General features: G+C 43.7%; 22 protein-coding genes. All 22 read left to right on the forward strand.

Annotation, left to right across the window (positions count from 1 at the left end; translation table 11 throughout):
• Positions 1 to 14: 14 nt before the first annotated feature.
• The 22 genes from VNN20_06100 to VNN20_06205 all read left to right on the forward strand — a co-directional run bounded on the left by VNN20_06100 (position 15) and on the right by VNN20_06205 (position 21,718).
• On the forward strand, positions 15 to 2,369 hold the full coding sequence (locus tag VNN20_06100; GenBank protein ID HWP91750.1) for a ParB/RepB/Spo0J family partition protein: 2,355 nt from the start codon (positions 15 to 17) through the stop codon (positions 2,367 to 2,369).
• Between the two features lie 21 nt (positions 2,370 to 2,390).
• Positions 2,391 to 3,251 (forward strand): ATP-binding protein, encoded by an 861-nt coding sequence (locus tag VNN20_06105; protein ID HWP91751.1) that lies wholly within the window; start codon positions 2,391 to 2,393, stop codon positions 3,249 to 3,251.
• Positions 3,252 to 3,377: 126 nt separating this feature from the next.
• Complete coding sequence (locus tag VNN20_06110; protein HWP91752.1) at positions 3,378 to 3,692, forward strand: hypothetical protein; 315 nt, start codon at positions 3,378 to 3,380, stop codon at positions 3,690 to 3,692.
• 393 nt (positions 3,693 to 4,085) lie between these two features.
• Positions 4,086 to 4,877 (forward strand): hypothetical protein, encoded by a 792-nt coding sequence (locus VNN20_06115; protein HWP91753.1) that lies wholly within the window; start codon positions 4,086 to 4,088, stop codon positions 4,875 to 4,877.
• A 158-nt stretch (positions 4,878 to 5,035) separates the two neighbouring features.
• Positions 5,036 to 7,054 (forward strand): ATP-dependent helicase, encoded by a 2,019-nt coding sequence (locus VNN20_06120; protein HWP91754.1) that lies wholly within the window; start codon positions 5,036 to 5,038, stop codon positions 7,052 to 7,054.
• A gap of 779 nt (positions 7,055 to 7,833) precedes the next feature.
• Positions 7,834 to 8,049, forward strand: a complete 216-nt coding sequence (locus tag VNN20_06125) for a hypothetical protein (protein ID HWP91755.1) — start codon at positions 7,834 to 7,836, stop codon at positions 8,047 to 8,049.
• On the forward strand, positions 8,050 to 9,159 hold the full coding sequence (locus VNN20_06130) for a hypothetical protein (GenBank protein HWP91756.1): 1,110 nt from the start codon (positions 8,050 to 8,052) through the stop codon (positions 9,157 to 9,159).
• Positions 9,160 to 9,720, forward strand: coding sequence for a hypothetical protein (locus VNN20_06135; protein ID HWP91757.1), 561 nt, complete (start codon positions 9,160 to 9,162; stop codon positions 9,718 to 9,720).
• A 15-nt stretch (positions 9,721 to 9,735) separates the two neighbouring features.
• Positions 9,736 to 10,086: a TraA family conjugative transfer protein gene (gene traA / locus VNN20_06140; protein HWP91758.1), complete on the forward strand. Its 351-nt coding sequence runs from the start codon at positions 9,736 to 9,738 to the stop codon at positions 10,084 to 10,086.
• Positions 10,087 to 10,124: 38 nt separating this feature from the next.
• The gene (locus tag VNN20_06145; protein HWP91759.1) at positions 10,125 to 10,391 is read left to right on the forward strand and encodes a hypothetical protein; all 267 of its coding nucleotides are present in this window, start codon (positions 10,125 to 10,127) and stop codon (positions 10,389 to 10,391) included.
• Positions 10,382 to 10,648 (forward strand): type IV conjugative transfer system protein TraL, encoded by a 267-nt coding sequence (gene traL, locus VNN20_06150; protein HWP91760.1) that lies wholly within the window; start codon positions 10,382 to 10,384, stop codon positions 10,646 to 10,648. Before VNN20_06145 ends, traL begins: the two co-directional genes overlap by 10 nt.
• Before the next feature lie 96 nt (positions 10,649 to 10,744).
• Positions 10,745 to 11,308: a TraE/TraK family type IV conjugative transfer system protein gene (locus VNN20_06155; protein HWP91761.1), complete on the forward strand. Its 564-nt coding sequence runs from the start codon at positions 10,745 to 10,747 to the stop codon at positions 11,306 to 11,308.
• A gap of 13 nt (positions 11,309 to 11,321) precedes the next feature.
• Positions 11,322 to 12,014, forward strand: a complete 693-nt coding sequence (locus tag VNN20_06160; GenBank protein ID HWP91762.1) for a type-F conjugative transfer system secretin TraK — start codon at positions 11,322 to 11,324, stop codon at positions 12,012 to 12,014.
• Positions 12,007 to 13,437 (forward strand): TrbI/VirB10 family protein, encoded by a 1,431-nt coding sequence (locus VNN20_06165; protein ID HWP91763.1) that lies wholly within the window; start codon positions 12,007 to 12,009, stop codon positions 13,435 to 13,437. Before VNN20_06160 ends, VNN20_06165 begins: the two co-directional genes overlap by 8 nt.
• A complete protein-coding gene (traV, locus tag VNN20_06170; protein HWP91764.1) occupies positions 13,434 to 13,976 on the forward strand; it encodes a type IV conjugative transfer system lipoprotein TraV in 543 nt (180 codons plus the stop codon). The genes VNN20_06165 and traV overlap by 4 nt, the downstream gene beginning before the upstream one ends.
• Positions 13,957 to 16,407: a type IV secretion system protein TraC gene (traC, locus tag VNN20_06175; protein ID HWP91765.1), complete on the forward strand. Its 2,451-nt coding sequence runs from the start codon at positions 13,957 to 13,959 to the stop codon at positions 16,405 to 16,407. Before traV ends, traC begins: the two co-directional genes overlap by 20 nt.
• Positions 16,408 to 16,425: 18 nt before the next feature.
• On the forward strand, positions 16,426 to 16,752 hold the full coding sequence (locus VNN20_06180) for a TrbI F-type domain-containing protein (protein ID HWP91766.1): 327 nt from the start codon (positions 16,426 to 16,428) through the stop codon (positions 16,750 to 16,752).
• Positions 16,724 to 17,251, forward strand: a complete 528-nt coding sequence (lepB, locus tag VNN20_06185; protein HWP91767.1) for a signal peptidase I — start codon at positions 16,724 to 16,726, stop codon at positions 17,249 to 17,251. Before VNN20_06180 ends, lepB begins: the two co-directional genes overlap by 29 nt.
• Positions 17,252 to 17,461: 210 nt before the next feature.
• Positions 17,462 to 18,082: a hypothetical protein gene (locus tag VNN20_06190; GenBank protein HWP91768.1), complete on the forward strand. Its 621-nt coding sequence runs from the start codon at positions 17,462 to 17,464 to the stop codon at positions 18,080 to 18,082.
• A 379-nt stretch (positions 18,083 to 18,461) separates the two neighbouring features.
• Positions 18,462 to 19,922, forward strand: a complete 1,461-nt coding sequence (locus VNN20_06195; protein ID HWP91769.1) for an aldehyde dehydrogenase family protein — start codon at positions 18,462 to 18,464, stop codon at positions 19,920 to 19,922.
• An 18-nt stretch (positions 19,923 to 19,940) separates the two neighbouring features.
• Entirely contained in the window at positions 19,941 to 20,879 is a 939-nt protein-coding gene (locus VNN20_06200) for a CoA-transferase (protein ID HWP91770.1), read from the forward strand.
• Complete coding sequence (locus tag VNN20_06205; protein ID HWP91771.1) at positions 20,876 to 21,718, forward strand: CoA-transferase; 843 nt, start codon at positions 20,876 to 20,878, stop codon at positions 21,716 to 21,718. The genes VNN20_06200 and VNN20_06205 overlap by 4 nt, the downstream gene beginning before the upstream one ends.
• Positions 21,719 to 21,730: the final 12 nt, after the last annotated feature.

Consider the following 21,730-nt stretch of genomic DNA (forward strand, 5'->3'; position numbering starts at 1 on the left):
ATTGGAGTGGTGATATGAAAGAAGAAATAAAGAAGATAATCCAAAGAGGTTATTTCAAATGCACTCTCAGCAAGTCTGATGTCGGTGTTAAGAGGTGCATTGAGTTTCAGGACGAAAAGTTTTGTTCATGCGAGCTTGGAGAAGCAATTAAACGGGAGCGGGAAGCAGTAGAAGAAAGATTTGACTTCGTCGGAAAAAGAAAACCAAGAACCCCAAAGAATGCAAAGCCTGTAGAGATTAACCCTAGAAGCATCGTCTTTATTCCCACTGACAAACCCAGGTCTTTACCTGAGAAGATTATCGTATACGACACTCCTTATGGCTACTTTTCATACGACAAGAGAGCGGTAGATACCAAAAAAGGAAAAATCCAGGCGGTCCTTGTGGCTGTAAGGAGCTTTGAAAAAAGCCAAAAATTCTTGAAGGAGATAAATGCTATGGAATATAGAGAAATTCCAATTAGAGAAATCCTACCCTGCCACTTTCAAAAGAGGCGAAATATTTTTAAAGACCTCGATAGCCTTGTCGACGATATAAAGCGAAACGGCGTGATTGAACCTATCATTGTCCGTCCAATGAAACTAGGAAATCAAAAGTGGGAGTTGATATGCGGAGAAAGAAGGCTGGAAGCTGCTAAGAAGGCCGGACTCAAACTAATCCCCGCTCGAATTGTAGAAGCAGACAATATCCAGGCAAGGCTTATGCATCTTAGCGAGAATCTCCACAGAAAGGACCTCACCCCGACAGAACGCACAGAGGCTATAGCGGACTTCCTGGATACCATTCTTCGAGCCGATCCTGAAGTGGGAAAAGAATACAAAGGGTTAGGGAAGGATTATGTGGAAAGGGTAAAACGGGTTTTGTCTACACTAGATAACGTGAGGAGAAGTAAAGAACGTGGATACAAAGTTAATCCAGATTTAGAGAAGACGTCCCACAAATTTGTGGGACGAGTTGAAAAGGCTTTTTCCCAACTTTCCCGTCCTATTGATTGGCGGAGCTTTTATGTACATGACCTGCCTCTTATTACCGAAGTAGACCCGGATGTGCAAGAACTGGCAATAGAATCCAAGCTCTCCGGGTCTCAAATTAAGGCTCTCGATAAAGTAAAAAAGGAAGCTCCTCAAATCTATGAAGAAATCAAAGGAAAAATTAAAGAATCTCCTAAGGAACTAAGCGCGGAACAGCTCCGTGCTGTAGTCGAAAAGGAATTGGCCAAGAAGGAATTCCCTAAACATTCTCTAACTAATCTTGAGCCTGAGGAATTTGCCCTTGTAAAACGAGAGCTGGGTGAGAAGTGGAAAGATCTGAGTAGTGAGCAGTCTGAGACACTGCTCAGATCCTCAGGTGATAAAGAGACCTTTAAAGCCTCACTCGGTTCCATAAAAGAAGGAATCGAAGAACAAGAAGAATATGGGGTTTTTGAATACGAACCGGAGAAGACCAGGCAAAGAAAACCGACCTTTGATCCTGTCGAGGACGTTAGGAAGAAACTAGATGAGATAGAAGGAGAAATGAAAAATGCTCTTTCTCTATTCAGGAAGGATGAAGATGACCTCGAAGGATTCATGAATTCCCTAGGAAAGCTAGTTCTAACCGCTACACGCATTAAAAAATCGATAGAAGAAGAGGCTTATGAGTCTCTGGCAAAGATTTCATCCAACGGACATGGGGAAAAGGTGAGGGAATACCCCTGGGCAAAAAAGATTCTTGAGGCACGGGAAAAGGGCCCGGACCCACGGGTGAAACACATTAAGGATGCTTACACAAGACTCTATATCCAAAACTTCAAGGAAAATCCTACCGAGCCGGACGGCAAGATTGGAAGCCTCTCAAAACAGCTTCTTGCTAAGACAGAAGAGGAAGAAATCATAGAGAGCCTTCAATTTTATTTATCTCATGAGAAAAAGGAAGTTCCACAAAAAGACCGAAGAATTTACGAAAAGCCCAGGACATTCGGCAAATTCTTTAGCTGCTTTGCCCAGATACGCGAGCACATGAGAACTCTAAAGAGTGAACCGCCTGAAGTAGGAGAACTCACCCGCTGGTATGTGGATGAGGTTTGGGAAGGAAATCCACCAGAAGATAGCGCTTTAGTCAGGGAATGCTGGAGGGAGTTACTGCCCAAAGCAGAAAAGAAATCCAAAAGCCCTATAGAGTTTCTCAAAGAGGTTTATATATGGTGGAAAAACGTAAATGAAACCGAAATCGAGCAAGAAAAGAGGTGGATTACTCGAGGAGATGCAACAAGAGATATCAAAGGTTTTCACCGGAAGTTCCATGAAATATTATCTACAAAGCAGGGATCAACCAAATGGAGCTTTAAGAATGCCGACTACACCTTACCCGAAGAGTGGAAAAAAGAATGAGAAGGGGAGGGAGATAAAACAATGGAGCTTAGAGAGAGCATTGAGCAGATTGTTCACAAGTTTGCAAATGAAAAAACCGAACTGCTTGGAGAAGAGCGGGTTTGTCCCGATCATGGAGCGCACGAATCATACAACCTGACCTATTTAGGAAAAACTGTTACGGTTAATTCCTGCCCCAAGTGTATTGACGGAAGAATCAGCAGTTGGAAAGAGAGGGTTCAAGGAAAATTTATAGAAACAGCAGAAAAGCTAATTCAAAAGACCGTTCCCAAAAGGTTCTGGACTGCAAGCATAGAATCATTCCAAGCAACGATACCCCATATGGAAGAGATCAAAACAAAGGTCTTGGAGTTTATATCCAATCCTGAAGGGAAAAGCCTGGTAATGATAGGAAAACCGGGTACAGGAAAGACTCACCTGGGATACGCAATATACAAGTATTTTTTGATTTGGAGTCTCGCTGAAAATTCACAAAACCCCTCACAAAAGCCTATTTTTACTACAGCTCTTGATATTATTCGGAGTTTCAAGGAGTGCTGGAGGCAGTATCCGGTGGATGAAGATCAATACCGTCCTCTTTTTATCTCGGAAAGAGAAGCCCTTATCCATTATGGCAATGCGTCCATGCTCATTATGGATGAGATCGGAGTCCAGTTCCAATCCGATACGGAACGGCTCATTCTTACAGAGATAATAAATTACCGCTACGAAAGGATGCTTCCCATAGTGGTTATATCGAATCTTAAGCCTTCGCAACTGACGGCCGTTCTGGGAGAGAGGGTTATAGACCGATTAAAGGAGGGAGAATTTCTCATATTCGACTGGGATAGCTGGAGAGGGAAAGGAAATTCGTATCACCCAAATTCTAAGGGTAAGGATTAGGGAAAAGCTGATTAAAGAATATAGAGAGAAAAGTAGAGAAAAAGGAGGCACAAGGAAAATAAGGAAAGAAAAATTGATTTTATTCTCAACTTAGAAAAAAAAATACTCTGAAAGGAGGAAAACTGCATGCCCGAGCTTAAACCACTAGAAACCTTTCGTATAAACCAAGAACAGACGGAGTTTTTGGATCAAGAGCTGCTTACAGAGCTTTATGAGATTGAAAAGGAAATAGCTGAATCAAGGAGAGAACGGGACGAAGTTGCTAGACCTGTCCACAAGTGTTGTACGCCCATATCAGAGGAAGGAGATAAACTAGATAACCTTATTCACAAGCATTGCTCTGTCATGAGAAAACTCAGAATTTTATGGACTCACAATATATTGGAAAAAACCATGTTTTACAGGCTATACGGGGGTGTAGAATTGAAAATAACGGATTAAACCACCAAAAGGAGGAGAGCAGACACCAGCTTTTTTGTGGCAAGATCAACCAAAAATGTCTCGACCTCGGTATTGCCCATTTGCAGCGGATGGCGCTTTAGATTCGACGTTAGACAGGCTCATGGCTCACAACAGGGTTGTAGAAAAAGATATATCGCTTGATTCAGTAGATGTAAGTTTCCTCAGTGCGCTTTGTAGTTTTTTCGGTGGTAGCTTCACGTACGAGGACAAGAAGCCTCGTTTTTGCATTTTTCCATGCTCTTCTTCTACGTATTGACTAGAAATTTCATTTGTCGTAGTATCAGTTACAACGGCAAATCGCAGTATAACACCCCTATTTGGGAATTATATTGCATTTTTTCCAGTCTAATTATTAGTTATGTCGGCACAGCCATGAACACGGAAAATCTCACCCAATGGACCAGCCTCAGGTTTGACTATTACCTGGCCGGGCGTACTCTACTCTTTACCAATCAGATGCAGTCAGGCGTTCTCATGCTTGGTTATGCGATAGAGGCCCACTTCAAACACCTCATTAGTTCCGATGGAAGCATAGAGAGAAAGTACAGCTTTGGGCACGACTTTTCCGGAACGTTCAATGTGCTGCGGAATGCGGGCTATCTCCAAGACGTGGATGTGAGTTCAGATTTTCTGGATTTTGTTGAGGATAACTTTGATCGAAGATATCCGAGTCAAACGAATCGAACGATCAAAAGGGCAAATTCAAGGGGGCGGGCCGTTTCGATGGCTCCCGACGTGATCATTCCCTACGACGATTTCATTCTACAGCTGGATCTGTCACTGACAAACGTATTCGGCACGCCCGAAGCGTCAGTATTGATGCTGGGAATTCAAAACATTGATTGCACCGGCGGTCACTTTTTCTTTCATTGCAACTATGCGGCAGTAGCGAGACTAGATATGGGGTTGGATCTCTGTGAGCAGCATTTGGAGTTACTGAAACAGCGAGAACCTGGGATCTATCAAATCAACCTTGACGCTCACCGGACACGCAAGAAACTCCTTGAAGACCGAGAAGAACTACTAAACTCGTCGAAGTCGAGTATACGTGTCAGGCCCCATGGTGGTTTTGATGCGGCTCTCAAAGCTGCGGCATCTTTCGTGTACCCAGGGAAAATGGTACGACTGAGCGACGGTACGGCAATTCATGTATCTAAGTACTGAATGGCATAACACGCGTTGAAGTTCGCTAGGGCGCTTCGCACCCTCCGCCCGACTACAAAAAGCGTCACGCCTTTTGCGTTCACAAAAGCTGCGCCTCTTTTTGTAGCAGCTTAGCGCGTCGTTAGGTGTCGCAATGCAGATGTAGAGCGGAGTAAGAGATGCCACTCAGCCCCCAACAAATACAGGCAGCTGAAAACCTCCAACATACTGCCGCACACGATACGAGCAATCAGATAAGGTTGATTGCCGGACCTGGAACAGGAAAATCTTTTGCAATCGAGGAGAGAGTCTACTGGTTGCTGAGAAACCAGGTGAGGCCCAGTAGAATATTCGCGGTGTCGTTTACCAGGGCATCCGCTCGCGATCTTAAGAATCGGATCGAGGGGTACTGCACGGCAAGGGGAATCCAGACAGCTTCATCTGTTAGTGTTACCACGCTCCATTCACTTGCCTTGCGTATCCTACATGCAGCAGGACTTCTTACTTACCCGAGTGATCCTATGGTTATGGATAGGTGGGAACTCAAGGAAATATTTGATGCTGAGTTCTCTCATACCAGCGGAATCAGGCCGCTAAGATGTGAAGAGATAAGGCGTGAACATGAAGCATTTTGGAGCACTGGCCAATGGGGACCACCGAACTACATTCCTCCAAATCCACCAATAAATCAAAATGAACGGAATATCTTTTCCCAATTCCATACTCCTAGGACTCAGACGTACTCTTGTGTGCTACCTGGTGAAATCGTTCGTCAATGTGTGAGTAACATAGCCAGTGGCGTGCTTGATCCTGTCAATCAGTTAAGTATTCAATATCTAATTGTTGACGAATTTCAAGATTTGAATCCTTGTGATCTGGAATTCGTCGATCATTTGATACAACGTGGTGTGGTCACTTTTGTTGCTGGTGACGATGATCAAAGCATTTACTCTTTTCGTTTTGCCTCACCGGAAGGCTTACAGCGTTTTACAACTCAATATGCCGCAGCTGGTGACTATAGAATTAGCGACTGCTTCAGATGTACTCCCTCTGTAGTACAGGCCGCCAGTTCCGTGATAGGCGGTCATCCCCTCCCAAATCGTATTCCTAAGACATTGAACTCGCTTTATTCAAATGCAGCACCGCCTGTTCAAGGTTTAGTAGAGCGCTGGAACTTCCCAAGTGGTATTGCGGAAGCTCAAGCCTTCGCAGACTCTTGCCGTGACCTTATTCAGGCGGGAATGCCACCTCGCGAGATTCTCATTTTGTTGAGTAACACACGCGTGTTGGAGCGTGACCTTACAGCCGCCTTAGATGCATTACAAGTGCCGCACGAACGGCCAAAGACCGCCAGTTACATCGAATCTCCCGAGGGAAGACTTGCTCTGACTTTACTAAGGATCGCTTGCAACCAGAATGACCACGTGGCCCATCGTAGTCTCTTAGGCTTACTTCCCGGCGTCGGCGTCCGAACTTGTAACAACATTGCGGATAAGGTCGTATTGAACAATTTAAGCTTCGTGAACCTTTTCTATTATCCTTTGCCAGCAGGGGTTTTCTCTGGACGCGAGTCAAACGCTCTCAATAATGCACAGAGTATGACCGCAGCCGTTACTGCATGGCAGACCTCAGACACGCTTTCTCAGCGTGATCCAGACATTCGGACTATCCTTGGGAACCACCAAGGACCTATTTCACAACAAGCGTGGTCTGACGCTACATCCCACTTGCCACAAGATATCACCCCAGAAGAACTTAGGGATTACTTATGGGCAGACACAGATGAACAGGAAGCAGCCATTTTGGAGAGCGTCTATCAAAGACTTGGACTCCCTATTCCCCCACATGGCGTACTTCCACAGGGAGTCAGAATAATGACGATGCATGGGGCTAAAGGCCTCAGTGCGAGGGTTGTATTTATACCGGGCCTCGAGGAGGAAATATTCCCTGGTCAATGGCGAATACCCTACCCCGGCCTAGTACTCGAAGCTGCTAGGTTACTCTATGTCTCTGTTTCACGTGCTCGCGTAGCATGTATTTTGAGCTACGCAAGGAATCGAATCATTTACGGACGTCATCGTAGGCATACTCCTTCTCGTTTTACGCGTTCCTTGGGCGGCGCTTTCACTTTTAGGCAAAGTGGAGGATTGTCAGCGAACCAAATAAATCACATTGTGTGGGAATGTTCTCAACTGTAGTGTGTGGAAACGGGGTGGGGTCTTGACATGAGATGTTTTCACCTAACCACCGGGTGAAGCTGACGACGAACAGCTTCGCTGTTTCGCCCGCAGCTTATCCGGGGCGTTAGGGGTTTCCGAAAAGACGATTAAAGTGGCTCGAAGCGAAGACGTTTTATGAAATCGGGTCAGGCATACATATGGATTTAAATTTTAGAATAGTAAAGCGAGGTCTTTAAAAGTAAAGACAGTATTTTTAGAGCGTAATATAGTAGAAAGACCCACTTTTTCCATATTTGTAAACTAGAGGTTACATTTATTGTTACCTTTAGTTTACGATTTTTAACTGATCAATGTTAGATACCAATTTTGATTCTATTTATGCATAAAGCGCTTAGGTAGAGCTTATAATCTTTTGAAATGCAGCCGCAATAGAATCTACTTTTTGCCGGGTCTTTTCCTTTACTGGGTCACACAATAGTAGAAATAACTAGATACACACCTAGAGTATTTCCTTCTTAAAAACTATTTACTAATTAAAACTGTAATTAAGAAATTTTCCTTATTCCTTAACATGCTCTTTTTTCCTACTCAATAAAGAAAGCAGAAAAATACCCATAGAAAAATAGGCCCAAAACCTCCGTAACAGGCTTTTTGAACCATTCTGGCCATAATAGAAATTCATCCCTGCAATTTCCCTCAAGAATTTCTACAAAAAGGGGCAAGTATAGAGCCTTAATTTGCCGAATTTAACAACTAGTTTTCTACCCCCAAAGGAGTAAATTGAAGTTCATTACTAAATGAAACCGATTCTTCTTTGCATCCTTCTGGGAATGAACCCAGCTTATGTAGCAAAAATTCCCTACGTGTTTAAGTCTCAGTCTGTAGAGTTTGCTCGTGGACATATCTTTGCTTGTGTAAAAGACAAAGTAGAAAAGCCTGAGCTGCTCATAGAAAAAGACTTAAGCAATGGAACGGATGCCGTGAAGAAGAAAAAACAAGAAGGAGGTAATTGAATGAATTTTAAAGTTTATGCGTTTCTTATTTCGTTTCTTATCTCCATTGCCTCTCTATTTTCCTGCACAGGGAGCGGAGGAGGTAGTCCTGACGGGATAGCAAAGAGTGAAATCATAGAAATCAATTCTTCCGTCTCAGAGACTCTAGGCCAGACCGTGAACTCTTCCCAAGTTCAGGAAACTCTGGCTTCAGGCAATGTTCAGCAAAACATAGAAGAGATCGGAAAAGGCGATGGAGCTCAGACAACCTTCTCAAAAATCCTCTCGGCCTCTCCTGTTGTTCAGGGAAGCGTAAAAGTCCTGGTTGAAGGCACCAATATAACCGGCCAGGACGATGGAAGCGGGAATCTAGACGGCACAGGGCTGAGTGGAAGCATTGATTACAGTTCAGGAGTAATAGTCGTCAATCTCACAGACCCTGCTCCGATGGATGCGAGCGTGGTTACGTCCTATAAGAGTTCATTCTCAAACAGCGGGTCAAAAGTCCTCCAGAATAAGCCCCAGCCCGGAACTCTTGAGATCTCAGACGGAACGCAGACCCTAGAAGATGATGGAATGGGTGAGCTCACAGGTGAGGGATCCGGGACGGTGGATTATTCAAGCGGTTTTGTTACCTGGAATTTTAATTCTTTCCCCTCGGGTGACGTCATTGCGATATACGAGGCCTCAGACCTGAAATCGTTTACATACATGCTCTCTTCTACTCCGGTTATTCCCAACACGTTACAAATCACAATCGGAAATCTTTCCCTTGAGGATGACGGAAGCGGCAACCTCACAGGCGATGGCTCGGGAACGATTAGTTATGAGTCAGGATTTCTTAAATTCAGTGTAAATGAGTCTCTTTCAGATGGATTAGACATCGTTGCCTTTTACCAGAAAGACGTTCGGGAATTTTCCTACACTGTATCTTCCCCTCCGGTAGAAGAAGGGACTGTCCTAATTCAAAGCGGCAATCTAGTGCTTGCAGACGATGGCGAGGGGAAGCTTGACGGCGACGGCTCCGGGACGGTGGATTACGAAACCGGAGTAATTAATTTCACTTTCTCCTCTGTACCTGCAGAGGACATAGAAGTGCTTTATACATCATTGGAAAAAGGAGGTGATTGAATGAGAAAGTTTTTATGTTTAATCGTTTTTTCTATATTTCTTGCTTCTGTCTTAAGCTCAAATGAGGCAAATGCTCTCGGCTACAAATACGGTCTCTTTGGAGGGTACAACTACACGAATTTCGGATTTGGAGAGCTTCCGGAGGGGCTTAGCGCAAATGGAAACGGTGGTTACGTTGGTCTCGAAGGAGGCGTATTTCTGTCGGGAAGGTTTTTTAGACCTGGGATAGAAATATCACCTGCCTATGTAATCTCTCATGTGAATCAAGAAGGGGAAAGCTCAAGAAACATACATAGTATTCTTGTTCCTGCTTATCTGACTTTTTCCTTTGGTGAGCGGAATCCATTTGTTGATGTAGGTGTAGGAGCGGGGCCTCTTTTTCTGGATCTATCGGAGAACACAAATACGGATTTGGGAATATTTGCAAAAGTATCCCCTGTAGTTGAAGTATCGCGGAGTATTTATTTAGGCCCTCATATCCAGTTCTTCTGGGATGTGACAGCACCCAGCGATACAAATATATGGGGAATCCTCGCAGGAATAAGTCTTGAAATCTATTAAAAAAGGAGGTGATAAATGATGAGAAGGTACGTAGCTCAATACTCTAAATTTATACCGGCTCTCTATGGCAGGACAAAGAGAGATAAAGCGCTCATTGCTCTCTTTGCTCTTATTTCGATGATTGTCCTGGCGGGCAACAGTTATGCGGGAACAACCGGGACAGAATTCCAGGGCGCATATGCTCTAATATCAGGCTGGACAACGGGTTTCCTGGGGAGAATAATAGCGCTTGCAACGTTCCTGGTCGGCCTTGCCGGCACGATAATACGTCAGAATCTTTATCCGGTTGTAGTTGGGCTTGCCGTAGCCCTAACGGTGGCGCTTGGTCCCTCGATCATAGAGGCGATAGCTACTGCAACATTCTAGTTCCGAGCCGGATGAGGATAAAGAAGGAGGTTTTAACAGTGTTTGAAGGGAAAATTAAAGTATTGGAAATAGAAAAGATCGACCATCCAAAGATAGCAGGGATTACCACAATATATCTCCAGGACATAGGCAAGATTTCGGGGATAAAAATAGTTCATATAAACGGTGAAGTAAAATGCGAGCCGCCTAACCGCAGTTTTGTGGATAATGGAATAAGAAAATGGCAAAACGTTTTCTCTTTTGAAAGGGACCTCTGGGATAAAATCCAGGAAAAAATAGTTAAGGAGTGGCAGAAATGCAGGTAAGGATTCCCAGGTATATAGACGATCTTCCCCAAATCCTCTGGTGGGAGATTGACGAAGTTTGCCTGTTTGCGGGACTTTTTGGAATTGGAATCATTCTGGGATCAACGGCAATTGGGCTTGTTTCAGGGATTTCAGCTACCTATCTTCTCCAAAAGCTAAAAGCAGGCCGGGGAGCGGAGTATCTAATGCACTGGGGATATTGGCATGGATTAATCGGGCTCAAGCCTGAAAGCTACCATGAGGAGTTTATAGAATAGGAGGTAAATTAGCCACGAAGACACCAAGACACCAAGAGAAACCAAAATTTAAATTTCTTTCTTAGTGCCTTCGTGCCTTAGTGGCAAAAAATAAAAATGAGAATAAGGGTATTCAGAGAAAGATGGGAAAACCTGGAAAAAGAAAACGGACTGCTCCGGTTCTTCATACTTTTACTAATTATCGGAATTCTAACTGAAGGGGTTTTTATGCTTATTTCTTTAAGGAAGACCACAGTCAATATTTATGTGCCTGAGTATCTGGAAAAGGATTTTTCCGTAAAAAACGGGTTGCCTTCTGAGGATTATTTCGAGCAGTGGGCGCTATCTCTCATTCCCTACATCGCTTCTTTCACTCCGGAAAGCGTTGACTTCAACATAAGGACGTTTCTCTCATACGTTCATCCCAATAACTACGGTTTGATCGAAAATAAACTTATAAGTCTAGGGGATGAGATAAAAAGTGTTGGAATTTCTCAGGCGTTCTTCTCCCAGGAGGTTTCCACATCCGGCAAAGAGGTAAGCGTCATGGGAAGACAGGTGCGGTTTGTGGGGAAAACTCCGACAAGCGATGAGATAGTACGCTATATCTTTTCCTTCAAAGTTGAAGGGGGAAAACCCTTGATAGAGAACATTAATGTCACTACGGATTCCGGAAGGTGAAAGCAAGATGAGAATGAATAGTATTAAGCTAGTAGTTATGGTTGTGAGTATTTTTCTCTTAGCAAATAAAGTTTGGGCTACAACCGTAATCGAAGCAATCGACGAAGATAAAAGCATATTCGTAACAGTGTCAAGCCGGGACATAAACCGTATAGAAATGCCCGAGCCTGTAATTGAGGCTCTATCATCCAAGGCTATAGATGTAAAAATCAAGGAGCGAAATATATTTGTAAAAGTTCCCGATTCACATCCTGCCGAGCTTTTTATCTCTACAAAGAAAAAAAACATTTCTCTAATCCTGGTTCCCAAAGACATTCCTGCTGAAACAATCGTGGTAAGAGATACAAAAGATGGCCTTTCTACCTCTAGCTGGAATTTCGTAGAAGATAATTCCTATGAAGGGACAATAAAAAAGATCATGCTCTTCCTCTTTAAGAGAAGCGCCCCTTCCGGATATATAGCCAGTTATCCAAAAGATGAAGGCTGGATGCTAAACGGAGTTAGTTTAAGAAAGGCTTATGTGATTGAGGGACCCGTATTTCAAGGGGAGTTGTATGAAATCAAAAATATAAGCTCAGTCGAAGTAAATCTGAGCGAAGAGATGTTCTACCAAAAAGGAATCATGGCAATAAGCATTGATAAATATGATCTTGCCACAGGTGAAACCTGCAAATTATTCATCGTAAAGAGGTCGCGACATGATTAATCGGAGATTAAAAGGAAGACGGGGAAAGGTCCTTGGTATAGGTCTTATACTGCTGGGGACTATTGTAGTTATAGCACTTCTCACATCGGATGAAGAAGAAGGGGCGCGTAAAAGAGAGCAAGAAAAGACCAGGGTTTTAAAAACGGCTGATTTAGAGAAGGAAAAATGGCGTGCCTCTGCCGAGAAGGAAATAGACAAACTGAGAAACTCCCAAAAAGAACTCCTTAAGGAAATCAAATCCCTTAAAGAGAAGCTCTCGGCAAAAGAAGAAAAAGAAAGCTCCCCACCGCTGCCGCCTTTATCGCCTGGAAAGAATGTATTTTCTCCGCCTCCCCCACCACCACCGCCAAGCTTTGAAAATGGAAAAGGAACGCTTGAAAAGATTCCCTCTCAAATCCGGGTATTTTCTCCTGAGACTGCATCCATAGTTTCAGGCCAGGCTCAAATCAGTCCCCAAAAAGAAGAGTCTACTCTAGGCAAAGGAAATTGGATACCATCCGGAAGCTTTGTGAAGGGAATACTGCTTAGTGGTCTCGATGCGCCTACAGGGGTTCAGGCAAGGGGTAACCCCTATCCGGTGCTGATTCGTTTATCAGAGCCGGCTAACCTTCCAAATCTAAGAAGACTCGATGTAAAAGAGTGTTTTGCCACAGGCGGCGGATACGGTGATTTAGCCTCAGAACGGGCATACATAAGACTTGAGACTATCTCCTGTGTTCTTAAGTCCGGGAAGGTAATCGATACCCAGGTAAAAGGGTACGTTGCGGGAGAGGACGGAAAAGTAGGGATTCGCGGAAGGCTTATTTCCAAGCAGGGTCAGTTTTTATCCCGAGCACTTCTTGCCGGGTTTGCCAGCGGAATAGGACAGGCGTTTAGCTCCTTTAGTACCGTTACCAGTATCGGCGCCGGGGGCACGGTAACGGTAGGACCCGATGAATTAAAGGATATCGGCCTTGTGGCGGCGGGAGGAGGCGTCTCAAGGGCTGCTGAGAAACTGGCAGATTACTACCTAAAACTTGCGGATGAGGTCTTTCCGGTCGTGGAAATAGATTCGGGCAGGACTGTAGACGTCGTGGTGCTTGAAGGAAAAGAGCTAACTCCCAGAGGGAGGCTTATTTCTGGCGAGGCCAGAGACTCAATTCCAGAAGATACCACTACTTCTTTCTATGAATCGGATGAAAAAACGGAGCCTTCGGAGATAGATATATCCGCTTTCCCCAATCTTCCCCAGGAAAATTTGCCTGATTCTATCGGTAGTGACGTGAAACCAAAAAAACTGGGTGTTTTTCAGGAAGGAAACATTACTAAAAAACCGGATGAGGAAAAATCAAAAGAGAGGAGTTTTCTTAAGGAAGATAAACAAGGAAAAAGTAGGAACCTGGAGTTAGAAATTCTAAAAAAGCTAGAAGAAGGGAAAAGATGAAAACTAAATTAGCATTTTTTATCACTTTAGCTCTTTCAATTTTAATTTTTCAGGCCTGTGGAGGACCAAAATACGGGTGTTCCTACGGTGAGGGGGTATCTTGCGAAAGTGTATCCACCGTATATAAAGATTCGCTTTCCGGTGAATTAGAGAAGAAAAAGGAAGAAGAGAGAAATCTGAGAGAACTGGAAAAGGAAAAAAGACCGAGAAAATTAGGGACTGGTGAAATTTCATATGTAAAAACTAAAGGAAAAAACTGGAGCAGCTCACAAGCTTCAAGCTCGTCAGCCAGTACCGCCATTAGCTTTAATCCTGGTCTGAAATCTGATGAACCCAATGTAGTTCCCCTTCGCACTCCACCGGATGTGCTGAGGGTCTGGGTCGCTCCCTGGGAAGATAAAAACGGAGCGCTCCACGGAGGAAACTACATCTATCTCGTCGTGAATTCCGGAAGATGGATTTTTGGAAATAAAGAAGTTGAAGAGTCAGGAAATATTATACCTTTGGAGAGTGTAACCGATGGGAATACAGCAGAATAAGCTTAAGGAGGGAATTAAGCGTGAACCCCTTTCGGACTGGCTTCCCTATATAGCCTACGAAGAGGGTCTTTATCTACTCATGGACGGATCTCTTGGATTCATATTTGAGATAAACCCGCTTCTTGAAGCAGGCTCCGATACTCACAAGATTATTTCAAGACTCTACAACTCAGAGTTTTTTCCCACAAATTCAACTATCCAGTGGCATGTTTTTGCATCTGAACGGATTTTTCCGCAGCTCGAGATCTGGAAGATGAGCCGTTCGGCCAATTTTAAAAGATTTACCGAGGAAAGAGCAAAGCTTTATACGGATAACATTAAGGATATTTTGGGCCATCCGGTAAGAGATTTCAGATTCCTGGTCTCTATAAAAATCCCCCATCCTTTGAAAAAGAAAGGGTTTCTTCATGAAGAGGACATAGACCTTAGCCGCTGGGATGGATACACAGAAGAGGTGAACAAAATCAGAGAATCTGTTCAGGGAATACTTGAGAGCGCATTTCTTCTACCCCGTGACATTCCGCCTGAGTCTCTAATTCCTCTTTTAGTGGAGCTTTTTAATCCCGGGCATCCTGAAGACAGTCTTTCATGGGACAGGTATGAGAAGAATGAAGAAATCAGGCATCAGATCATAGATTATGAAACAAAGATAAGAATCACAGAAAGAGGGATTTTCCTTAATCATTACGAGCTAAAGAGCCTTAGCCCAAGAATCTATCCGGAAGTCTGGGATATGTACAGCTTCCACGAGCTCTTCGGAGATTCAATTCAATCGATGAGGCAAATTCCTTCTTATTTTCTCCTTAGCGCAAACTTTATAATGTTGGATAAGAACAAATCAAAGTCGGCTCTTACAGCAAAAGCATCTATTGTGAAGCATCAGTCGTTTGGGTTTATTACACATTTTATTCCTCGCCTGAGACGGAAGGCCGAGAACTTTGATATTATCATGCAGGAGTTCGAAAACGGGGAAACGGCGATAAAAGGATATTTGAACCTCTTTGTTCGTGGAAAAACCCCGAAAGAAACAGAGAAATTAAAAGAAGTAGCAGGAGGAATCTGGAGGGCTAAAAACTTTGAAATCCAGGAAGACCCTTACATTATGCTCCCACTTCTACTCCAGAGCCTGCCGCTGGGGCTTGAGCCTTTCCAGGACAAGCTTATCAAAAGAGCAAAAACAATACCGAGCTCGGCGGGAGCCGCTCTTACCCCGGTAGCTATCGACTGGAAGGGATCGAGAGGAGGACCGCTTATTTTTATCTCAAGACGTGGACAGATTATGCAGGTGGACTTCTTTAAATCCTCTTCGAATTACAACTGTGTGATGTTTGCCCAGAGCGGGTCGGGAAAATCCTTTCTTACCTCCGATATTATCTCCGGCTACCTTGCAGAAGGTGCCCAGGTATTTGTTGTGGATATCGGGCGGTCATACGAGAAGCTCTGTAAGTATATAGGAGGGGATTTCATAGTATTTAGTGAGGATTCTAATATCTCGCTTAACCCCTTCTCGAACGTTGTAAATATAAAAGAGGACATGGAGCTTCTAAAACCCCTCCTTTGCCAGATGGCCAGTCCCTCAAAAGTCCTCTCAGACCTTGAAAAATCCTATGTGGAGAAAGCAATAAAGGAATCGTGGAATGAAAAGGGACAAGAGGCTGAAATTGATGATGTGGTGAGAAGGCTCGAAGCCATGGAAGACCCTTATCACCGGGCAAAAGACCTGGCCAGGATGCTCTATCCGTTCTCAGAGCATGGACAATACGGAAGGTTCTTTACCGGAAAAGCAAGCATATCATTCGGAAACTCCCTTACCCTCATAGAGCTCGAAGAGCTAAAGGGAAAGCCCGAGCTCCAGAGCGCAATGCTTCTACTTATCATCTATCACATATCGCGGGCGATGTATCTCGGAGAAAGAGGAAGAAAGAAGCTTGCGGTGATAGATGAGGCCTGGGACCTGCTGGGAGGGAAAATGGCCGCAGAATTTATCTCTCATGGTTACCGGAGGGCAAGAAAATACGGAGGGAGCTTTATTTCAATCACTCAGAGTCTTCTCGATTTCTATAGAGTGGGTTCGGTAGGGGAAGCTATAACAGAGAATTCCGCCTGGATGCTGATGCTGAGACAAAAGGGGGAAAGTCTTGAGGAGATAAAGAAGGGACGAAAGCTAATGCTTTCATCATATTTCTTGAATCTAGTCGAGAGTCTTACCACAGTTCCGGGGAGATATTCGGAGGTTTTCATCTACAATAGCGAAAGGGGAATGGGCCTCGGAAGATTTGTAGTAGACCCTTTCTCATACTGGCTCTACACAACCAAGCCGGATGAGGTTGCGCTTCTTAACAGATTGATCCGGGATGGATTAAGACTCGAGGAAGCAATTGGGAAATGTATTGAGGCCACAACGGATGAAAGGCAAAAGAGACAAGGGTAAATATGCTGAGGTAAGACCATGTTAAAAAGTATTCTTTCGGGATTCTTAGGAGCAGTCATTGGGGGTGCTGTTGTTGCGGGATGGCTCTACTTTTTCTCACCAGAGCTCTATATCCTCGACATAAAGGGAATTATTGACTCTGAAAGAGAGAAAATCGTGAAAGAGATGCAAGATGAGACTATTTCTCAGGAAGAAGCAGGAAAGGAAATAAATGCCTTCTTCGATGAATTTAATAGCGTACTGAAAGAGTACAGAAAAAAGGGACAGTTAATTATGGTTAAAGATGCCGTTCTTTCAGGGGGGAAAGACATCAGCGATGAATTTAAAGGAAAGCTTGAAGAATGAGTTCTATGAGCTGAAACTCTCTTATTATTTTATGCCCCGGTGGCTTTGGATTACGCTTGGGGGAGTGGTTTTCTTTTTTGTCCTTCTCCCCCGCCTGGGAGTTACTTTTGCGGTGAACGCTTCCCCTTCTATTGATTATAAAGTATTCGCTATTATTAAAGGGACTGAGCCTCAATGCGGTGGGCTTGGGGCTTTTTACTTCAATAGTCCCGACAATCCCTATTGGAGAGAAGGTACAAAGTTTATTAAGCGCTTTACCGGATGTCCGGGGGATATACTGGAGGTAAAAGGACTCTATTTCTATATCAACGGTCACGATGTCGGGACTGCCCGCGCTACAGATTCAAAAGGGATACCGGTAAAACATTTCGAGTGGAAGGGAAAAATTCCTGAAGGCTACTACTTTGTTATGGGAGATTATCAAACGAGCTATGACTCACGTTACTGGGGGTTTGTGAGAAAGGAATGGATAATAGGAAAGGCTTATCCATTATTCTAAAAAGATGGAAAAGAGGTACGGGAACTGGAAAAAGCAGATGAATTGGACATCAATTCTTATATTCTCTAGCGCACCTTTAGCCTTTTTCTCGAACGAAATTAGTAAGATTCTGGATCATACCTCACCCATATTAGGCATCTTGGTTTGGAGTTCTCTTATTTTATGGAATGGATTTGTATTTGTTATGTGTGTGAAGGAGTTGTGGAAGGAATGGAAAAAAAGGTAATTGCTCTAGGAATTGTCTTATTTGGTACTTTTGTTGTAGTCCGGCCCTGCGCGCTGCAGGCTGAGCCGAAAGACTTGGGAGTATATGGAAAGCTCTATCCCATAGAAGAGGTGGATTTGCTTGCCTACATTCAGGAACGAGCAAGGGAGGTAAACCCAGAAGAACTAAATAAGAAGATGAGAGAGGATTTTGAGCGTTCTTTAGAAGTATCCCTGAACATTCCTGAAGCAAAAGAGGTGAGAACGAGATACGTTGACCCGTCAATCATTGTTACTTCCCCTGTCTATGACCATAAAGGCCATGTGATCGCGTCATCTGGCAGCATTAATCCACTTGAGAAGTTACAGCTTACAAATACGATCGTAGCTTTAAAGGAGTCCCAGACGGAGATAATCCCCCAGCTGAAGAAATCCCATAAGAATCTTCTAGTGCTTCTTACTGACGGAAACCTCCCAAGAGCGGCCGAGAAGATAGGGCAAATGGTTTACAAGGGAGATAGCCATATACTGGAGAGGTTAGGGGTAGAGCGTGTGCCAAGCGTGATAACTCAGGAAGGGGTAAGATTAAAGGTGGAAGAGATTCCGGTCAAATCTAATTCTAGGTAGGGAGAGGATGCTTTTTGATTTATTTTTTCAATATATAAAAGCATATTATGATTGTTCAGAAGTGAAATTAGTTTCCTCAGATTAGGTTCAAAAAGATATAACGCATTTTATACCAGAATTCTTTCTCGCCGACTATAGCCAGAGGGTTTTAAGGTCCTTATCTCCCTATATTCTTCTTTTCACCTTTCAATCTTTAACGTGTTTTTTTGAGTCCAGAAAGACGCCATGTCACTCTTTGATTAATCCAAAGCAGGATAAGTGCCCTAAACTATGTAAAAAATATAACAAAGTAAAAAAAGCATTGACAAAGTAAAACAAAATATAATAAAATGGAGCAATGTTGGGCTAATAATAACAAAAAGAAGTGAGGAATTGAACAATGCCACCGCAGAAAGATATCAAAGAAAAGTGGGAATTGTGGGTAGGAGGTAAGAATATACCGGCAAAAAATGGCAAAGTAACCCATGTGACAAACCCTTATACAGGAGAGGTTATAGCAGAAGTAAGCATAGCTTCTAAAGAAGATGTTGAAGCTGCCATCGAAAGTGCACTCACAACTTTCAAATCTACTACGAAACACATGCCGTCCCACAAGGTAAGTGAGATTCTCTATAAGACATCTGGTCTAATAGCAGAGTTAAGTGAGGATTTTGCTCGCACTATATCGCTTGAAGCCGGAAAGCCGATTCGTGAATCCCGTGGAGAGGTCTCAAGGGCAGTTCAGGTGTTTCGGCTTGCGGCCGAAGAAGCAAATCGTATCAGTGGAGAAGTTGTTCCAACGGATGCTGTTGCAGGTGCTGAATCGCGTTTTGGCCTTGTAGTAAGAGAGCCCCTTGGAGTAATTGGGGCGATTGCCCCTTTTAACTTTCCATTAAATCTCGTCGTACACAAAGTGGCCCCAGCGATAGCCGCAAAAAATACGATAGTTCTAAAGCCCGCTGAAAAAACTCCTCTCTCTTCCCTTAAGCTTGCCAGAGTACTTCATGAAGCAGGGCTCCCACCGGGAGCCTTAAATGTTGTTATGGGAAGTGGTCCAGAGGTAGGAAGCGTACTCGTCCAAGATGAAAGAGTTAGAATGATAACCTTTACTGGTAGTGTCCCTGTAGGAAAGGAAATAAAAGAAAAAAGCGGTCTAAAGAAAGTAACCTTAGAACTCGGTGCAAACTCCCCGAATATTGTCTGTGCCGATGCCGATATCGACTCTGCCGCAAGAGCTCTGGTACCCGCCTCCTTTGCCTACGCAGGTCAGGTATGCATTTCCGCCCAGAGGATTCTTGTTCATAAAGATGTAGAAGAATTATTTCGCAGAACCTTTATTAACCTGGTAAAGAGCCTAAAAATAGGTGATCCCCTGGAGGAGACCACTGATATGGGTCCGATGATATCAGAGTCGGAGGTGAGAAGAACTAAGGAGTGGGTAGACGAAGCAAAAAGGCAGGGAGCTAAGGTATTAATAGGCGGAACTGGAGAAGGAAACGTTTTCTACCCAACTGTTCTTTCCGATGTCAAACCCTCTATGAGAGTAGTATGTCAGGAGGTGTTCGCACCTGTAGTTTCTATAATCCCATTTAGAACTAATGAGGAAGCAGTAGAGCTAGCTAATGATTCTACTTATGGGCTTCAGGCTGGTGTTTTTACTCAAAACTTAAACACCGCCCTCTACTTCGCCCAGGCATTGGAAGTAGGTGGGGTATGGATAAACGAGTCCACTATCTATCGCCAACAGAATGCCCCTTACGGCGGCGTGAAGATGAGCGGCCTGGGACGGGAAGGGGTAAAGTATACCATAGAAGAGATGACAGAACTTAAGTTTATTGGGATAAAGGGACCTTTTAGTTAAGAAAATGAGGGAATGATTATGGCAACGTATCCTATTTCAAACAAAGTTGTAAGCCTGGAAGATGCAGTCTTCTTAGTTCGAGATGGTGATAAGGTAGCTCTAGGGGGAGCACTTTCCCTCCGGGAACCTATGGCGCTTATAAGGGAAGTCATCAGACAGGATAAGCACAATTTGCATATTATAGGAAATGCTCATGGGATTGATGTGGATATGCTTTGTGGATCTGGGTGTGTAGGGGTAGCAGAAGTTACCTACGTAGGTTTTGAATTCGACTTTGGTATTGCTCTAAATTACAGAAGAGTTTGTGAATCCGGGAAGGTAAAAGTTTTAGAGAGTAACTGTGTAACTCTTATTAATCAACTTAGGGCTTCGGCATTTGGACTCCCCTTCGTGGCTCAACGCAGCTTTGGTGGGACAGATATTCTGAAACTTCATCCGGAGTTTAAAGAAATTGACTCCCCCTTCGATGGAGAAAAAGTAATTCTTGCTCCGTCACTAAAACCCGATGTGGCATTGATTCATGCACAGTTTGCTGATACTTTAGGAAACGTTAGAATCGAAGAGCCCCTCACCTCCGACATTATACTTGCAAGAGCCTCAGAAAAGGTGATTATCTCCGCTGAAAAAGTGGTAAGCCCCGAGGAGATGAGATCTCTAAAACCAACCATACCTTACTTTGAGGTTACAGCAGTCGTAGAAGTCCCTTATGGAGCACATCCCACTAATTGCTACCCTAATTACGCTTATGATAGAGAGCATATGGCAGAATACGTAAAAGCCACGGAGAAAGGTTTAGAAGAATTTAAGAAAGAATATCTTAATAAATATGTCTATGATGTATCCCAAGAAGAATATATCAGGCTTATAGGCGGAAAAGAAAAAATGAAAAAGCTTGAGGGATGGGGAAGGAGTGTCAGTGCCTGGAAGGAGATCTTTAGCGTTGGTGAAATGGCATGAATAGCATATCTCAGTGCACAATAGATGAGCTCTTTATTAAGTTAATGGCTAATACCATAAAGGACGGGGAATTGCTCTTTTATGGTGGATCATCCCCGCTTGCAATGATAGCAGTACTTCTGGCTAAAAATACCCATGCTCCTCATATAGTACATATTGGGGGAAACCCTGGTGGGCTAGACCCTAACCCTCCCTTTCTTCCGCCTACTACTCATGACTGGACGATGCTTGAACAAAGCCTTGGTGTACTTTCAATAGACTATGTTTTCGATTTAGGCTCACGAGGCGATATTGATAGGATGTTCCTTTCAGGTGCCCAGATCGATATGTATGGGAATACCAATGTAACTGCAATCGGGGGTATCGAGAAGATCAAGGTAAAGCTTCCTGGAGGCGGAGGGGGAGCAAAGCTCTCGTGTGATGTAAAAAACCTGGTCCTTTGGACTACAAGACATCGAGCCCGGCAGTCTTCACGTGGGAAGGTCTTTACCATTGTTCCGAAGGTGGATTTCATAACTGCAGTTGGGCATAGAACTCCTAATGGGAGTAGGAAGGAACTCGGACTCTTGGGTAATGGCCCAGAGTGGGTAATTACCAATCTCGGTGTCTTTGATTTTGAGGAAAAAAGTAAGTCTATGAGGTTGAGATTCCTTTACCCGGATACCACTGTAGACGATGTCATTGCAAATACCGGTTTTGAACCAGTCATTCATCCTGATTTAAGAGTAGTCGAGCTTCCTTCTCCGGCTGAATTAGAGTTTATACGACAATTTGATTCTCTTGATATTCGTAAAAGAGAATTCCCTGAGGAGGAAATCGAAAGGAAATTCTCTTTGTAAATATAGGAACTA

It is taken from the genome of Thermodesulfobacteriota bacterium, assembly GCA_035559815.1.
Taxonomy (GTDB): domain Bacteria; phylum Desulfobacterota_D; class UBA1144; order Nemesobacterales; family CSP1-2; genus DATMAT01.

Bases quoted from the DNA above. Each gene is read 5' to 3' on its own strand.
- VNN20_06100 (HWP91750.1), top strand. From the start codon at position 15: ATGAAAGAAGAAATAAAGAAGATAATCCAAAGAGGTTATTTCAAATGC.
- VNN20_06105 (HWP91751.1), top strand. From the start codon at position 2,391: ATGGAGCTTAGAGAGAGCATTGAGCAGATTGTTCACAAGTTTGCAAAT.
- VNN20_06110 (HWP91752.1), top strand. From the start codon at position 3,378: ATGCCCGAGCTTAAACCACTAGAAACCTTTCGTATAAACCAAGAACAG.
- VNN20_06115 (HWP91753.1), top strand. From the start codon at position 4,086: ATGAACACGGAAAATCTCACCCAATGGACCAGCCTCAGGTTTGACTAT.
- VNN20_06120 (HWP91754.1), top strand. From the start codon at position 5,036: ATGCCACTCAGCCCCCAACAAATACAGGCAGCTGAAAACCTCCAACAT.
- VNN20_06125 (HWP91755.1), top strand. From the start codon at position 7,834: ATGAAACCGATTCTTCTTTGCATCCTTCTGGGAATGAACCCAGCTTAT.
- VNN20_06130 (HWP91756.1), top strand. From the start codon at position 8,050: ATGAATTTTAAAGTTTATGCGTTTCTTATTTCGTTTCTTATCTCCATT.
- VNN20_06135 (HWP91757.1), top strand. From the start codon at position 9,160: ATGAGAAAGTTTTTATGTTTAATCGTTTTTTCTATATTTCTTGCTTCT.
- traA (HWP91758.1), top strand. From the start codon at position 9,736: ATGATGAGAAGGTACGTAGCTCAATACTCTAAATTTATACCGGCTCTC.
- traL (HWP91760.1), top strand. From the start codon at position 10,382: ATGCAGGTAAGGATTCCCAGGTATATAGACGATCTTCCCCAAATCCTC.
- VNN20_06155 (HWP91761.1), top strand. From the start codon at position 10,745: ATGAGAATAAGGGTATTCAGAGAAAGATGGGAAAACCTGGAAAAAGAA.
- VNN20_06160 (HWP91762.1), top strand. From the start codon at position 11,322: ATGAATAGTATTAAGCTAGTAGTTATGGTTGTGAGTATTTTTCTCTTA.
- VNN20_06165 (HWP91763.1), top strand. From the start codon at position 12,007: ATGATTAATCGGAGATTAAAAGGAAGACGGGGAAAGGTCCTTGGTATA.
- traV (HWP91764.1), top strand. From the start codon at position 13,434: ATGAAAACTAAATTAGCATTTTTTATCACTTTAGCTCTTTCAATTTTA.
- traC (HWP91765.1), top strand. From the start codon at position 13,957: ATGGGAATACAGCAGAATAAGCTTAAGGAGGGAATTAAGCGTGAACCC.
- VNN20_06180 (HWP91766.1), top strand. From the start codon at position 16,426: ATGTTAAAAAGTATTCTTTCGGGATTCTTAGGAGCAGTCATTGGGGGT.
- lepB (HWP91767.1), top strand. From the start codon at position 16,724: ATGAATTTAAAGGAAAGCTTGAAGAATGAGTTCTATGAGCTGAAACTC.
- VNN20_06190 (HWP91768.1), top strand. From the start codon at position 17,462: ATGGAAAAAAAGGTAATTGCTCTAGGAATTGTCTTATTTGGTACTTTT.
- VNN20_06195 (HWP91769.1), top strand. From the start codon at position 18,462: ATGCCACCGCAGAAAGATATCAAAGAAAAGTGGGAATTGTGGGTAGGA.
- VNN20_06200 (HWP91770.1), top strand. From the start codon at position 19,941: ATGGCAACGTATCCTATTTCAAACAAAGTTGTAAGCCTGGAAGATGCA.
- VNN20_06205 (HWP91771.1), top strand. From the start codon at position 20,876: ATGAATAGCATATCTCAGTGCACAATAGATGAGCTCTTTATTAAGTTA.